The sequence below is a fragment of the Bacillus sp. B-jedd genome, assembly GCF_000821085.1.
Taxonomy (GTDB): domain Bacteria; phylum Bacillota; class Bacilli; order Bacillales; family Cytobacillaceae; genus Bacillus_D.
Map to the genome: position 1 here is coordinate 2,449,781 of NZ_CCXR01000001.1, position 15,690 is coordinate 2,465,470.

Genomic DNA, 15,690 nt, shown 5'->3' on the forward strand with positions numbered 1-15,690 from the left:
TTATCTTTATATCTCGTAAGACGTAGGGTAAGACGTGTATGTATTGATACACTTTTCTGCTCTGTCCCTATCTTCGCTCGTTTGAAAGCTGATAGCCAGCGCGCCATATATTTCTTCCCTTGTCTCAATGATTCTTATATTTGTTATGCTGATTTTCTCCAATGCCAGATAGCCAGTTACTTCCGAAATCACACCGGGATAATCGGGAACCTCGACAAACAAATCGTAAAAAGCTGGAATTGCCCCTTTTTTATTAGCAGGGAGCCCATCACGGAACTTTTTGGCTTCGGAGAAATAGGCCTCTACGGCGGTTTCATCCGATTGTTCAAGCAGTTCCTTCACATAACCCATTTCTTTTTGCCACATGGAAAGCAAATCAAGCAGGACATCCTTATTATGAAGCAAGATGTCCCGCCACATTTTCGGACTGCTAGATGCAATCCGGGTTATATCCCTGAATCCTCCCGCGGCAAGCCTGGGCAAAAGTTGATATTCACCCGAAAGCTTTTCGGTTTGGTGGACAATGGAGGCGGCAATAATATGCGGAAAATGGCTGATTACCCCAGCTAAATAGTCATGCTCCTCTGGTGGCAGTTCAAGAAACCTTGCATTTGTTCCCTTCAGCCATTCCTTCAGCATTACAATGTTCTCAGCTTTTTCACTCTTATCAGGCGTTAAAATATAAAAAGCATTCTCGAATAGCAAATCTCTCGCTGCCGTAACCCCGCTTTTATGTGAGCCAGCCATTGGGTGGCCGCCAATAAAGGAAATTCCTTTGTTGACTAAAGGGGCGGCTAGGCGGGCAATTTCATTTTTTGTACTGCCTGTATCACTTATAATAACGGAATCATTCAGGTCGCAGGAACTAAGTTCGTTAAGAATTCGCGCTGTTTCCCTGACCGGTGCAGAAATGATAATTAAATCAGCATCCCGCGCGCCGTCATTGATTGTTTCAGCAATCTCATCGATCACTCCAAGCAACTTGGCCAGTTCAGCCTGACGGGGTTTAATATCGAACCCTGTTACACTGGAATCCGAGTGGGCTTTTTTTATGCATAGGGCTATTGATCCGCCAATAAGCCCCAGTCCGATGATAAAAACCTTGCCTTTCATGCGAACACTCCTCTACACAATTGCTTTGCATTCAGTTACGAGGAATGCTTCGAATTCTTTTATGATGGCTGATACTTGTTCTTCTGTCCCGACTGTAACCCTGACGCTTTGCGGAAAACCAAGTAGCGCCCCGGATCTAATAATAAATCCGCGCTCAAGCATGTATTGAAAGACTTTGTTCGCATCCTGCTGAAAGTCGATTAAGATGAAATTACCTTGTGAAGGATAATATGGAAGGTTCCTTTTTTCGCAAAACTCATAGAACATCTCCAGACCTTGCCTGTTTAATTTGCGGGCCTCTTCTACAAATTCCTGATCGGCCAGGGCCGCTTTTGCAGCTATATGGGCGATCGAGTTCGTATTGAATGGTTCCCTTGCCGGCTCTAGCATACGGATGATGGAAGGATTAGCGATTCCATAACCAACCCGAAGGCTCGCCAGTCCATAAATTTTCGAGAATGTCCTCAGTGCGATGACATTACTGAATTTACTGACTAACTCCAAGGAATCATGGAAATCTTCAGCAACCACATATTCCTTGTATGCTTCATCAATAACGACTAGAATGTCATCCGGTACCCTTTTGATAAAATCGATTAAGAGTGGTTCGGGAATATGTTTGCCAGTTGGGTTATTGGGGCTGCAAATCCAAACTACATTTGTCTGCCCGTCAATTGCTTTCAGCATGGCATCAAGATCATGGCCTCCATCAGCCAACGGAACCTCGCGTATTTCAGCCCCTTCAAGGACCGCGTTGTGACGGTATTGCGGGAAGGTAGGAGCTGCCATGACAGTATTCGCTCCAGGGTATAATAATGCCCTCGAGATGATCCGGATGATTTCATCAGATCCATTTCCAAAAATAAGCTGATTCGGCAAAATGCCGAGCGCTTCAGAGAGGGCCGAGCGAAGTTCGCCCGCATGGCCATCCGGGTAATAGGCAAGCCCTAAGCCTGACTCCTTAATTGCCTCGGCTGCCTTTTTTGAGCACCCGAGTGGATTTTCGTTCGAGGCCAGCTTCACAATCGTGTCCAAATGATATTCTTCTTTTACTGACTCAATAGACCTGCCTGGCTGGTATGGCGCCAGCGAATGCAACTGTTTTTTCCAGCGCATAAATTAACACCCCGTTGTTATTCTCCGCTGCTTTAACGCTTTAAAGTGCAGATTTTTTAAAGTTAATTCTACCACAGTCAATCTAATAAGTCAGCGTTTTTTTCTGCTTATTTCAAAAATTCCGAAAGCATTCCCTCTAAATAGGGGTCAGGCAAATCGACTATGACTGGCGATGCGATTTTACGCAAGAGGACGAATCGGACTGTCCCGCCAATTGCTTTTTTATCACGTTTCATCCTGCTGATTAAGCCTTGTTTTGAAATGCCGGCTGGTATCGACGTTTTGTATCCTATGCTTTTTAGCCAAGCCGCGAACCCCTCAATATCAAAGTCCAGGCCGCATTTTTCCTTGCTGATTTCGAGGGCAAAGAGGATGCCGATCATTACCGCTTCACCATGAGTAATGTTCCCGTATCCGATTTCCGCCTCAATCGCATGGCCGAGTGTATGGCCGAAGTTCAAGTAAGCCCTAACCCCATTTTCAGTGACATCCTTACTGACAATATTCGCTTTTACCGCAATCCCCTTTGACAGCATTTCAGAATAATCATCTGGTTTAATGGAGTCCAGGCTGCAAATATTTTCAAGGAGCCAAGTATAAAGCCCGTCATCCCCAATCAGTCCATGCTTGACTACTTCGGCAAAACCGGACCGAATCTCACTGGATGGAAGTGATTCCAGAAAAGTCAGATCATAAAAAACGGCTTCAGGCTGATGGAAAGCTCCGATCAGATTTTTCCCCAGGTGGTGATTGATCCCTGTTTTTCCGCCAACAGAACTGTCATGGGCAAGTATTGTGGTGGGTACTTGAATAAAGCGTATGCCCCTCATAAAGGTTGCTGCCACGAATCCCGCCAAATCCCCAATTGCCCCCCCGCCAAAAGCAATAATCACTGACCGCCTGTCGAGTCCATTTTCAAGCGCGCAGGTCATCGCCTCATAATACGTTTCTATTGATTTGGCTTTTTCACCGGCGGGAGCTGTAAAAACGGCTAGCCTGAATTCTTTTATCTCGGCGAGCAGCTTATCTAAATACAGTGCGCCAACATTCTTATCAGTTATGACGAGAAGGCTGGTAAACCCCGTCGTATCATTTTTAAAAAAAGAGCTTAGCAGATTCACTGCATGCTCTCCAATTATAACGGGGTAATTTTTTTCTCCTGCGCTCAGCTCCAGTGTTTTCATTAGAAGAGCCTCGCGCGTTCCCGGAAGTCTTTTATTTCTTCCAATAACACGTCGAAACGGTCGGAATTGAATTGGTCAACAAGCGCTGAAGCCAGTTCCCAGGCAACCACACTTTCCGCAACTACAGCAGCAGCGGGAACCGCGCAGCTGTCCGAACGTTCAATACTTGCTGTAAATGGCTCCTTCGTCTCAATATCAACACTTTGCAATGGTTTGTAAAGAGTCGGGATCGGTTTCATTACCCCTCTTACTACGAGTGGCATTCCGTTTGTCATCCCGCCTTCCAATCCGCCAAGGCGGTTTGTTTTCCTGGTGTATCCCGCTGTTTCACTCCAGATTATTTCATCGTGGACCTGAGAACCCGGGATTTCAGCTGCTTTGAAGCCGATACCAAATTCAACCCCTTTAAACGCATTGATGCTTATGATGGCTCCCGCAATTTTTGCATCCAGTTTCCTGTCATATTGGACATAGCTTCCGATTCCCGGCGGCATTCCAACCGCGGTTACTTCGACTACGCCACCGATTGAATCACCATTTTCCTTGGCACTGTCAATGGCCTGTTTCATTTTTTCTTCACTATTTGAATCAAGGCACCGAACTGGCGAAGCTTCACTTCTTTGTTTCATATCATTCATGGAAAGCTCTTGATATTCGGCTTTTACTCCGCCGATCTCAGTGACATAGGCAACTATATCCACACCAGCATGTTCAAGTAATACTTTGGCTACGGCCCCGGCAGCCACTCTCGCGGCAGTTTCCCTTGCAGAAGAACGTTCAAGGACATTCCGCATATCCCGGTGGCCGTATTTGATAGCTCCATTTAAATCAGCATGTCCCGGACGCGGCCTGGTGATTTTTCTTTTCACTTCCGCCTCAGCCTCTTCATCAATTGCTTCCGGCCCCATAATATTCGTCCAATGCTTCCAGTCATCATTTTTAATGACTAGTGCGATCGGCGAGCCAAGGGTTTTGCCATGGCGGATTCCTCCGGCAATTTCGACAGTATCCTTTTCAATTTGCATCCGCCTGCCTCGCCCATATCCCTTTTGCCTGCGGGCAAGTTCGTCATTGATTTGGCTTGCTTCAATTGGCATTCCCGCCGGAACGCCCTCAATAATTACTGTAAGCTGCGGTCCATGTGATTCACCTGCTGTCAAATATCTCATTTCCTCTTCCCCTTTATATCAAATTTAAGAAAACGTATACAAAAAGGGCACTCGTAATGACAAGTGCCCTTAATCCCTTAATATACCCAGCCGTCTATTTGTTTGCTGTACTCGACAAGCTCTTCTTTTTTGAAGAAAATACCGATTTCACGCTCTGCGCTCGCAGGTGAATCAGAACCGTGAATAATGTTCTTTCCTACAGTCAGGCCGAAATCACCACGGATCGTGCCAGGGGCAGCATCTTTAGGATTTGTAGCGCCCATCATCTGGCGCGCGGTTGCAATTACGTTCTCACCTTGCCATACCATGGCAAATACAGGGCCGGAAGTAATGAAGTCAACCAATTCCCCGAAAAATGGCCGTTCCTTATGTTCGCCGTAATGCTCTTCGGCAACTTCACGAGGAATGCTCATTAATTTTGCGCCGACTAGCTGGAAACCCTTCTTTTCAAAACGGGCTACTATTTCACCAATTGCGTTCCTTTGGACTCCGTCTGGCTTTACCATTAAAAATGTTTTTTCCATAATCCCACTCCTAAAACGAATATGTATCCTGACTGCACGAAGATGCAATCCACGAAAATAGTAACATTATTTAGAAAAATAGGCAAGGAGGAATGAAAATCGGCTTGTGCCGCATTTTGTCAAAATTTCCTCTTGCCAATAAATTTTGCGATATCCCTTAATGTTTTTCTTGCCCTGTTAGCAGGCAATCCATCGAGGATAGTTAAAGCCTTTTCTAAATATCGATCGCTTAACTCAATGGATTTTTCTATAGCTCCTGAACTTTTTATTGCGGCTATAGCTTCCTCAAGCTCATTCATTCCTGTATTCTCGCCGATTTTTTCAATTTTCATTCTCGCAACAGGATCAGCCATTGCATAAAGAACGGGAGCCGTAATATTACCCTGCGCCAGATCGCTTCCTGCAGGCTTGCCGAGCTCCTTATCAGAGGAAGTGAAATCAAGGACGTCATCTATGATCTGATAGGACATACCGACATAATAGCCAAACCAAAACAGCTTTCTGCTGATTGCTTCATTGGCATCCGCAGCAATTGCTCCAAGCTCGCAGCTTACTGCAATAAGGAGAGCGGTCTTCCGCTTTATCCTCCTGAAATAATCCCTCATTGTTTGATTATATCGATATTTGTCGCTGATTTGCTGAATTTCCCCCACACAAACCTCGACTATAGTGTTCGCCAGGATTTTATGGGCCTTCGGCTTCTCAATACTCGTCATCAATTCCAGGGAAAGGGCGAAGATATAGTCGCCCGTATACATCGCAATCCTGTTATCCCACTTGGATTTTATCGTCGGTTTTCCCCTTCTCAGCTCGGCATCATCTATGACATCATCATGGACGAGCGATGCCATATGGATCAATTCAAGAGAAACCGCCACATTTTTTATAATTTTGATGTCGTATTCGCCGAATTTCGCCGCTAATAAAACAAAAACAGGGCGGATGCGTTTTCCGCCAGCCTGCAGGGTATGTAATGAAGCCTGCCTCAGCAGTAAGGATTCCGCCTGAATCGTATCTTCAAGTGTATTTTCGATCAAATTTAAATCGGAATTTAAAAATGACGTCATCATTTTTAATTTCATCGGCAACCACCCTGCTCTTCTTCAAATACTCATTTTCCTCTTCAATCTTTATGGCCGATGTGGACTGCCGCGGCACCCCCGCTGTACGGCTTATAACTTACTTGTTTAAAGCCGGCTTTCTCAAACATCCCGGCAAGCTCCCTCGCCCCCGGAAAATCCCGTGCCGATTCCTGGAGCCATGAATATTCTTTATAGCTTTTGGCAAACAGCTTTCCAAAAACAGGCATAATATAGCGAAAATAAAAGAAATAGAGTTGCCTGTAGACTGGCATGGTCGGCTGGGATGTCTCAAGGCAGACCGCGATTCCTCCCGGTTTGACGACTCTGTGCATTTCCTTTAAAACCTGCATATAGTCTGGAACATTACGCAGCCCGAAACCAATCGTCACATAATCGAAATGATTATCCTCAAAAGGAAGCTCCATCGCATTGCCATGAACTAGTGTAGCATTCTTTAATTCAAGGGCGTCAATTTTTTGCTGCCCGATCTTCAGCATGTTTTTGCTGAAATCCAGGCCAACTACTTCTCCGCCATCTCCTACAGCTTCCGACAGGGCAATTGTCCAGTCAGCGGTGCCGCAGCATAAATCAAGTGCTCTTGATCCGGGGCGGACATTCATTTTCTTCATTGTGTCCTTCCGCCATGCAATATGCTGCTTAAAGCTGATTACGGAATTCATTTTGTCATAATTATCATAGATGTTTTCGAACACAGAATGAACCCGTTCTTCCTTTGACCTTTCCATGCCATTACCCTTCTTCCACTAAAATATTTATTTCGCTGAATAACTCTTCAAGTCTTCCCCTTAATAATTCGTTCTTATGAATATAAGGATCCAGCCTTTCCTTAATTTCCTTTTCCAGCATAAAAAGCTGCCGATCAAGCTTTTCAATCAGATATTCGTGTAACCCGTTATTTAAACCTTTGCCGCTTTTAGCGATAACTGCGGTTAATGCTTCGAAATAAGGCGAACTGCCGTTTTTAATATAATCGGCCCGTTCTTTCAAAAGCCTTTTTAGCAAAAGGAAATTTCCGGCAAAGCTTCTCCAATCTTCCCTGCCAAAATAATCACACAGTCTTGAAAAGATTGCTGATTCTATGGTTTTCAGGCTGGCAATTAAACTGCCGGAAGTCTCAAAATCTTTTTGATATAAAAGGGTTTTATGTTCATTTACTTCTTTAATCCCTTTTGACAAAGACCGGATCATCAGGATATCGTCAGATTCGGCCAAATGTTTATAGTAAAGGCCGCTGTAATAATCACCTGCCAGAACAGTCAGCTGCCGGACCTTTAAACCAGAATGCGACTGTTTTGCGGAAACATGCTCGTGGATATCCAGGGCAATTTGGACCAGCATAACGGTCAGGGCATAATTTTTCATCTCGTTGTCAGCCAGTTCCAGGCCGTCCATTGCAGAAACGAGAAGAAGGAGCTTGTCTTCATCAATAAACGGTTCCTCTATATATTGGAGCAAATACGGATGAAGTATTTTATTTTCTAGTAAGGTTCTTATATCCGCAATCCTATTCTTCATTTCCTGCATATTAATCACCCCGGGGCATACCTAAGCTGTGCCATTCCATTATTCCTTATGGAATTTTTACAACATCGATCATTAATTTCACCTAAAACATAGCAGTCATCATTATATCATAAAACATTTTTCTATGGGCAGTGTTTCACAAAATTATGCTTTATGGACCTTTTCATCTAAAAAACCAGAACAGCCGTTAGACATGCCATTCTGGTCCTGTGTGGATCTATTTGCCTGAGCCGCTTTCTATCTGGCCGACAGTCGTCATAATGGTTGCGTTTCCCCTGATTTTTATTGCTGAAGTATGCTCTGTAAACTGGGCTATCATTACTTCCCCTTTATCAAGCTTTTCCGAATGGTGGAATCTTGTATCAGTTCCCCTTGTCAGCCCAATCACGCTGACGCCATCTTCTATAGCTTTTATGACGATGAATTCACCGGTCTGCTGCTCGCGTTTTTCCATTGGATACCCCGCCTTTTAAAGGTTATGGTCAGTTGTTTATAAATGACAAAACTTCAGATCTGGCAATGGCGTTCTCGACAAATATTCCCCTGACAGCTGAAGTAACAGTTTTCGATCCAGGTTTTTTTACTCCCCTCATCGTCATGCACATATGCTCAGCCTCGACTACAACCATAACCCCATGCGGCTGAAGCCGATCCATGATGCTGTTGGCGATTTCGGAAGTGATCCTTTCCTGCAGCTGTGGGCGCTTTGCAACAGCTTCTACAGCCCTGGCAAGCTTGCTTAATCCTGTTACTTTACCGTTGCGCGGTAAATAAGCTACATGCGCTTTGCCGAAGAATGGCACAAGGTGATGTTCGCACATTGAATAAAAAGGAATATCCTTCACGAGAACCAGTTCTTCATGGTCCTCACCAAAAATCGTTTCAAAATATTCGCCGGGATCTTGATTCAATCCGCTGAATACTTCTTCATACATTTTTGCAACACGCTTAGGTGTATCTAGAAGCCCTTCGCGGTCAGGGTCCTCTCCGATAGCCTGGAGGATCATTCGAACCGCCTCTTCTATTTGGGCTTTATTTACGGTTGGCATTTCCTTACCCCCTACTGATTTCATGCAAGTCCCTCTCATATTAGCATATCCATTTTGGCCCAGGCAAAGTGTTAAGCTCTTTCAAGCTGAAAGAAGAAAAAAAGCCATGGAATTCATCCATGGCTTTTTTTGCCCAAAGCACGTTATATGTAATTATTTCACTGCGTCTTTGAGTTGTTTTCCTGGTTTGAAAGCTGGTACCTTGCTAGCAGCGATTTCGATTTCATCGCCAGTTTGCGGATTGCGTCCTTTACGTGCGGAGCGCTCGCGAACTTCAAAGTTTCCAAATCCGATCAAAGAAACTTTCTCGCCATTTTTAAGTGCTTCTAAAATGGAATCAAAAACAGCATCAACCGCTTTGGTAGCGTCCTTCCTAGAAAGTTGGCTTGCCTCTGCAACTGCATTGATTAGTTCTGTCTTGTTCATGCCATTCACCTCCTCCCAAATAATTTGCCCAGTTAGCAGATAAGATTACTTATCTACATTTCTAAACAAATTTCATCAATTTTATACGTATTCACGTATTTTATTGACAAGGCTTATCATATAGCAAGCCTTGCTGGATTTCAATTGTTTTTGTAAAAAAACTAAAAGAAAACCCAATGAAATTAAGGCTTTAAGCTTTGTGAGGCTAATTCTGTTAAAAGATTATCACAATCATATGCGCTTAGCAAGAATATTCCTTCAAATCAGGGAAATCTTTTAACTTTTAAAGGACTTCCGACAAAATTCGCCAAAAAAGAGGTTCCCATAACGGAACCTCTAAAAATATTTATATGCTGGAAGGGGTTTTCTACCTGGCAGCCATACGGACTATAATATAATGGCAATCAGTCCACCTGAGCCTTCATTAATAATCCTCTCCAGTGTTTCTTTCAGTTTATATCTCGCATTATCAGGCATCAAAGAAATTTTCGCATGTATACCTTCTCTAACAATTGAACTTAGGCTTCTCCCAAAGATATCCGAATTCCAAATGGAGAGTGGATCATCTTCAAAATCCTGCATGAGATAGCGGACGAGTTCTTCACTTTGTTTCTCAGTGCCGATAATAGGCGCGAATTCTGATTCCACATCTACTTTTATCATATGGATGGACGGCGCCACAGCTTTCAGCCTTACCCCAAACCTTGCGCCTTGCCTGATTATTTCCGGTTCCTCGAGGCTCATATCCGACAGGGTTGGGGAAGCTATCCCATATCCTGTCTGCTTCACCATTCTCAATGCATCCGAAATATGGTCATATTCGGCTTTTGCGTGGGCGAATTCCTGCATGAGTTCCAAAAGGTGATCCTTTCCGCGTATCTCCACCCCTACAATTTCTTTCAAGATGTCATCATACAATTCATCTGGGGCGTATAGATCAATCTCCGCTACTCCCTGGCCCATTTCTATGCCTGCGAGTCCCGCTCTTTCAATAAAGTCGAAATCGCTGAACTGGTGAACAACCCTGTCCACGTCCCTGAGCCGTTTTATATCTTTTACCGTTTCTCTTACAGCTTCCTGATAGCTTTCCCGCAGCCAGTGATTTTCCCTTAAAACCATGACCCAGCTTGGCAGATTTACGTTGACTTCTAAGACAGGGAACTCATATAACGCTTCACGGAGGACATTCAGGACATCCGCTTCCCTCATGCCTTCAACGCTCATTGCGACTACTGGGATATCATACTTTTCTGCCAGGCTCGCCCTCAACGCCTCGGTATTAGGATGGTGGGGCTGGGCGCTATTCACGACCATTATAAAAGGTTTTCCTACTTCCTTTAGTTCGTGAATGACCCGTTCTTCCGCCTCGAGGTAGGAGTTGCGCGGGATTTCCCCAATCGTCCCGTCAGTGGTGATGACTACTCCGATTGTTGAATGTTCCTGAATGACTTTCCTTGTGCCAATCTCTGCCGCCTCATGGAATGGAATAGGCTCTTCATACCATGGAGTCGTAATCATTCTGGGACCATTTTCGTCCTCATAACCTTTTGCACCTGGCACGGTGTACCCGACACAATCGACAAGCCTGATGTTCACCTCAAGCCCCTCATCAACAATAACAGTCGCTGCCTGATTGGGTACAAATTTCGGCTCGGTAGTCATTATTGTCTTACCGGCTGCGCTCTGTGGCAGCTCATCCTGTGTTCTAGCCCTGTCCGCTTCATTGCTCATATTCGGCAATACAACCAATTCCATGAACTTCTTGATGAAAGTGGATTTGCCGGTGCGAACCGCCCCAACAACTCCAAGATAAATATCGCCGCCAGTCCGTTCAGCAATATCTTTGAAAATATCTACCTTTTCCAAGTGATCCCCTCCCGATCCTAGAGTAAGTGGGATAATAGTATCCATTTAGATAATTTTGGACAGTATATGTTTATGATGTTGTCCTATCTGATTATGCTAATATTTTGGATATTTATTTACCCTCCTGTTCAGATAAAACAAGTAATGGAAGCATCATAAAAAAACAAAAACCCTTCTCCTGTAAGTATATTTATCAGGAAAAGGGTTATGACTTTGTTCAGATTAATATTTTTGGAGGCAGTACCCGTTGTTAATTTGCAAGAAATGCCGGCTCGCCGTTCGAATCTATTGTATACGGAAGAGAGTATCCCGGCACGAACATCGAATTCTCTGTTAAAAGGGAACGGATATCTTCCCCTTCTGTAAATTCCTTCTTAGAAGTTTTTAATTGTTGATACAAGTCACTTCGGTAATCCACGTATATTTCCGAATCGCCGGTTACTACAAAAGACAGATTCTGCTGGGTAAATGGACTTACAACATGAGGCGGTTCCTTATAACCAAGCTGTGAAAAATCAAGCGAATAAACATTGTCTGCCAATTTATCTTTATAAGGCGGATAACCGTTAGCCCGTATCCTCATTTTTATATCGCGGATTTTATCTACAATCCTCAAATCAAGCAGTTTGACTGTTGGGTTAGTTTCTACGTCTATTAGGACATACTGGAATACCCCTCCGTTTTCAAAAGCATTTCCAGGGGGTTCCTGCATATAGCGTGGTGATATTCTAGTGAAGTCTATTACATATTTTTCATAAATTGGCGTATCGGCTTCCTTCGTTTTGATGGGAAGGATCCCGCCGTTGTCTTTTTGAAAGCTTTCTACCACTGCCTGAACTGACTTTAGCTGTTCCTCGTACGGAATTTGATTTTCGGATAGCTCGCTGCTCGGGTACATGCACCCGCCAAGGAGTGAAATAGCAATAAACAGGCTGGCGTACTTAAAGGCTTTTAGCATACTATCAACCCTCTGATTATCTTTTTTCTAGTCTGAAGTCGGTCCGCTCATAACAACGATAAAAATAATAATGCCCGCGAGGATCATCAAAGCATAAGCAAAAAAAGCCGTAATAATCCGGAAAACGCCTTTCAGCTTATAGCGGCTGAAATAAATGCTGATGATGGATATGAACATAAAACCCATCGCCGCTAATGATACCCACATTTTCATTAATGCCGGTGACAAATCAATCTCCCCCTCTTCAGAAAGTAATTATATCACAGCCGGCCAAAGAGATGGAATAGAACTATATCAACCATAACAATATTAAAATAATAAAAAAGAGCAGGAAGCCCCTGCTCATCCATAAGACTAAACATACCCATACAACGATTCACTTGCAAAATGATTCGTTGCATTGTATGCAGGCAAATTCATAATTGCATCGCCAATCGCCTACTTGCATTCAGAATTTCACACAAAAAACGGTCAATTCCCGTTCAGAATATTTGTCAAGTCTTCCATTTCATGAGTTCTATCCCGTGCCATCAGAATTTCTGCCCCTTCTTTTGCAGGCAGGTCTTCAAAAAGGACTTTGTACAAGGTTTCAGTTATGGGCATTTCCACACCATATTTATTAGCAAGCTGGTGGGCGGCCTTGGTTGTCCTGACTCCTTCTACGACCATGCCCATATTTTCAAGCACTTCGTCCAGAGTCTGTCCTTTTCCAAGCATGTTTCCGGCGCGCCAGTTTCTGGAATGGACACTTGTGCACGTAACGATTAAATCCCCAACGCCGGCAAGCCCGGCAAAAGTAAGCGGATTGGCCCCCATTTTAGTGCCAAGCCTTGAGATTTCCGCCAAACCTCTTGTCATGAGTGCTGCCTTTGCATTATCACCAAAACCGAGGCCATCGGTTATCCCTGCAGCAAGAGCAATAATATTTTTCAGTGCCCCGCCTATTTCCACTCCCACAACATCAGGATTTGTATATACCCTGAAATTCTGATTGATAAATAAATCCTGGATTCTTTCCGCTTCCTTCTCATTTTCCGAAGAAACCGCGACTGTGGTCGGATGCCTCAAGCTTACCTCTTCAGCATGGCTCGGTCCTGAAAGGACAACAACCGCTTTTAATTTTTCGGAAGGCATTTCCTCTTTAATCATTTCGGAAATCCTCAGATGGGAATCAGGCTCAATCCCTTTGCTAACATGCACAATGGTAAGTGGCCCTTGCGCAGTCTCTCCGGTTTTTGCTGTTACTTCCCTGATAGCTTTCGTAGGAACGGCAAGGATCACTGTATCGGTTCCCTCTAGAGCTTCTACTAAGGAAGAAGTGGCGGTAATAAGTCCAGGGATTTCTATGCCAGGTAAATACTTTTTATTGGTGCGTGATTCATTTATTTCCTCTACCTGTTCCGGGTTGTGGCTCCACAATGAAACTTGGCTTCCGTTATCGGCAAGAACAAGCGCGAGCGCGGTTCCCCAGCTCCCGGCCCCAAGTACGACAGTTTTTTCTTTTCCCATTCAAATCACGCCCTCCTCTTATTTTCTCTCTCTGGAAAAAATCCTGATCGGTGTGCCTTCAAAACCGAATGCATCCCTGATCCTGTTTTCCAAAAATCGTTCGTACGAAAAGTGCATCAGTTCAGGATCATTGACAAAAACAACAAATGAAGGAGGCTTTACAGCCACTTGGGTCGCATAATAAATCCTTAGCCTCCGCCCTTTATCTGTAGGGGTAGGATTCATTGCAACTGCATCCATGATTATCTCGTTCAGGATATTTGTCTGTACCCGCATCGCATGGTTTTCACTAGCCATATTAATGGCCGGCAGCAGCGTATCGACCCTTTTCTTTGTTTTCGCGGAAAGGAAAACGATTGGGGCATAGTCAAGAAACTGAAAATGCTCCCTTATTTTCTGTTCCATTGCCTTCATGGTTTTTTCGTCTTTTTCTACTGCATCCCATTTGTTCACGACAATAACAATACCTCTGCCTGCCTCATGGGCGTATCCAGCGATTTTTTTATCCTGCTCCAAAATACCTTCTTCACCATTTAAAACCACAAGGACAACATCCGATCTTTCAATCGCCCTTAAAGCGCGGAGCACGCTGTATTTTTCGGTGCTTTCATAAACCTTGCCCTTTTTCCTCATGCCAGCGGTATCTATGATGACGTATTCCTGTCCGTCATATTCATAAAGGGAATCAATTGCATCCCTGGTTGTTCCTGCAATATCACTGACGATGACTCGTTCTTCACCTAAAAGAGCATTTACGAGAGATGATTTTCCGACATTCGGTCGGCCAATCAATGAAAATTTAATAACATCTTCCGGATATTCATCTGATTCGATTTTAGGAAAATACTTGGCTGCCTCATCAAGCAAATCTCCAAGCCCCAACCCGTGCGCACCTGAGATCGGGAAGGGCTCTCCAAAGCCTAGTGCATAGAAATCGTAAATATCCGCCCTCATCTCGGGGTTATCGATTTTATTTACAGCTAGGACAACGGGCTTTTTTGTCTTATAGAGGATTTTCGCCACTTCCTCATCCGCGGCCGTAACTCCCTCTCTTCCGTTCACAAGAAAAATAATGACATCCGCTTCATCGATTGCAATTTCAGCCTGCTGCCTAATTTGTTCAAGAAAAGGTTCATCGCCAATATCTATTCCGCCTGTATCGATGATATTGAAATCATGTGTCAGCCATTCTGCTGAACTGTAAATCCGGTCCCTTGTGACACCGGGAATATCTTCGACGATTGATATTCTTTCTCCGGCAATTCTATTAAAAATCGTTGATTTGCCAACGTTCGGACGGCCGACGATAGCGACTGTTGGTTTTGCCATTTTGCTCACCCTTACTATCTCATAATAATAAATTGTTAACGATAACCATTTGTTGCAAAGGCTGGCTCTATTCAGCCGCCTACTAAATAAACCCTTCTTTCGGTGGAAGGGCTTAACTTAATTATAGTATCAATCTTATTCACTCCGCGCAATGAAAAGCTTTTTGAGTTTCTTTTTGGATACATAAAAACAACTTTTTCCTTCATGGCGAAGATTTCTTATTCTTTTCAAAAGCGGTCATTGACGTATTCAGCCATGATCTCATATGCTCGAGGAAGCTCCAGAACACTATTATTCCCGCAGACAGCGCCAAAGTATCCAAATAGGCATATCCGCCAATATCAAGGAAAAAGTTCTCCCTTAGAACAAGTGAAATCAGGAGCTCTCCCTGGAAAGTTCCTATTGAAATCAAAATCAGCCTCCATTTAACTGAATTTTGAAGAATAATCGCAATAAATGCAGTTATGACAGAGACAAACAATAGCTTGTTCATAACAAAGATGACTGGGTCAAAAAGTTCAAAAAATCTTATAGAACTATAAACAGCTGAAATGACCATTGCTGACAGATAAATATATACAGTTTTTTTCAATTTGGCTTTCCACAAAAACCACAGGGAATATAGAAAGAAGCAAACGCTTCCCCCATAGATTTTCATCCCCTCGAATTCACCGTGCAAAGGAGACACAATAATTGAGATTAATACTACGGCAGCCATCCCTTTGCTGTAAGACATATCTTTGCCTGCAAAAAAAGTCAAATAAACCCAGCACAGCCAGGCGCTTAAAAAAAATATTAATCCTTCCATTCCTTGTCTCCT

Annotated in this window: 17 protein-coding genes; all 17 read right to left on the minus strand. The window is 43.8% G+C overall.

The window, feature by feature from the left end:
- Positions 1-6 precede the first annotated feature (6 nt).
- A complete protein-coding gene (locus BN1002_RS12075) occupies positions 7-1,113 on the minus strand; it encodes a prephenate dehydrogenase (protein ID WP_048825261.1) in 1,107 nt (368 codons plus the stop codon).
- A 12-nt stretch (positions 1,114-1,125) separates the two neighbouring features.
- Entirely contained in the window at positions 1,126-2,229 is a 1,104-nt protein-coding gene (gene hisC, locus BN1002_RS12080) for a histidinol-phosphate transaminase (protein WP_048825262.1), read from the minus strand.
- 107 nt (positions 2,230-2,336) lie between these two features.
- On the minus strand, positions 2,337-3,413 hold the full coding sequence (gene aroB, locus BN1002_RS12085; RefSeq protein ID WP_048825263.1) for a 3-dehydroquinate synthase: 1,077 nt from the start codon (positions 3,411-3,413) through the stop codon (positions 2,337-2,339).
- Positions 3,413-4,582, minus strand: a complete 1,170-nt coding sequence (gene aroC / locus BN1002_RS12090) for a chorismate synthase (RefSeq protein WP_048825264.1) — start codon at positions 4,580-4,582, stop codon at positions 3,413-3,415. The genes aroB and aroC overlap by 1 nt, the downstream gene beginning before the upstream one ends.
- A 77-nt stretch (positions 4,583-4,659) precedes the next feature.
- Positions 4,660-5,106, minus strand: a complete 447-nt coding sequence (gene ndk, locus BN1002_RS12095) for a nucleoside-diphosphate kinase (RefSeq protein ID WP_048825265.1) — start codon at positions 5,104-5,106, stop codon at positions 4,660-4,662.
- Between the two features lie 119 nt (positions 5,107-5,225).
- Positions 5,226-6,188, minus strand: coding sequence for a heptaprenyl diphosphate synthase component II (gene hepT / locus BN1002_RS12100; protein WP_048825266.1), 963 nt, complete (start codon positions 6,186-6,188; stop codon positions 5,226-5,228).
- A gap of 41 nt (positions 6,189-6,229) precedes the next feature.
- Positions 6,230-6,934, minus strand: a complete 705-nt coding sequence (locus tag BN1002_RS12105; RefSeq protein ID WP_048825267.1) for a demethylmenaquinone methyltransferase — start codon at positions 6,932-6,934, stop codon at positions 6,230-6,232.
- 4 nt (positions 6,935-6,938) lie between these two features.
- Entirely contained in the window at positions 6,939-7,733 is a 795-nt protein-coding gene (locus tag BN1002_RS12110; protein ID WP_052445640.1) for a heptaprenyl diphosphate synthase component 1, read from the minus strand.
- A gap of 217 nt (positions 7,734-7,950) precedes the next feature.
- Entirely contained in the window at positions 7,951-8,187 is a 237-nt protein-coding gene (gene mtrB, locus BN1002_RS12115; RefSeq protein WP_048825268.1) for a trp RNA-binding attenuation protein MtrB, read from the minus strand.
- A 28-nt stretch (positions 8,188-8,215) separates the two neighbouring features.
- Positions 8,216-8,782, minus strand: coding sequence for a GTP cyclohydrolase I FolE (gene folE / locus BN1002_RS12120; RefSeq protein ID WP_048825269.1), 567 nt, complete (start codon positions 8,780-8,782; stop codon positions 8,216-8,218).
- Between the two features lie 153 nt (positions 8,783-8,935).
- Positions 8,936-9,208, minus strand: a complete 273-nt coding sequence (locus BN1002_RS12125; RefSeq protein WP_048825270.1) for an HU family DNA-binding protein — start codon at positions 9,206-9,208, stop codon at positions 8,936-8,938.
- A 387-nt stretch (positions 9,209-9,595) separates the two neighbouring features.
- Positions 9,596-11,074, minus strand: coding sequence for a stage IV sporulation protein A (gene spoIVA / locus BN1002_RS12130; RefSeq protein WP_048825271.1), 1,479 nt, complete (start codon positions 11,072-11,074; stop codon positions 9,596-9,598).
- Positions 11,075-11,324: 250 nt separating this feature from the next.
- Positions 11,325-12,032, minus strand: a complete 708-nt coding sequence (locus tag BN1002_RS12135; protein WP_048825272.1) for a hypothetical protein — start codon at positions 12,030-12,032, stop codon at positions 11,325-11,327.
- A gap of 27 nt (positions 12,033-12,059) precedes the next feature.
- Positions 12,060-12,260 (minus strand): DUF2768 domain-containing protein, encoded by a 201-nt coding sequence (locus tag BN1002_RS12140; protein WP_048825273.1) that lies wholly within the window; start codon positions 12,258-12,260, stop codon positions 12,060-12,062.
- 243 nt (positions 12,261-12,503) lie between these two features.
- Positions 12,504-13,541, minus strand: coding sequence for an NAD(P)H-dependent glycerol-3-phosphate dehydrogenase (locus BN1002_RS12145; protein ID WP_048825274.1), 1,038 nt, complete (start codon positions 13,539-13,541; stop codon positions 12,504-12,506).
- An 18-nt stretch (positions 13,542-13,559) separates the two neighbouring features.
- The gene (der, locus tag BN1002_RS12150) at positions 13,560-14,870 is read right to left on the minus strand and encodes a ribosome biogenesis GTPase Der (RefSeq protein ID WP_048825275.1); all 1,311 of its coding nucleotides are present in this window, start codon (positions 14,868-14,870) and stop codon (positions 13,560-13,562) included.
- Between the two features lie 202 nt (positions 14,871-15,072).
- The gene (locus tag BN1002_RS12155; protein WP_048825276.1) at positions 15,073-15,678 is read right to left on the minus strand and encodes a YphA family membrane protein; all 606 of its coding nucleotides are present in this window, start codon (positions 15,676-15,678) and stop codon (positions 15,073-15,075) included.
- Between the last annotated feature and the right edge of the window lie 12 nt (positions 15,679-15,690).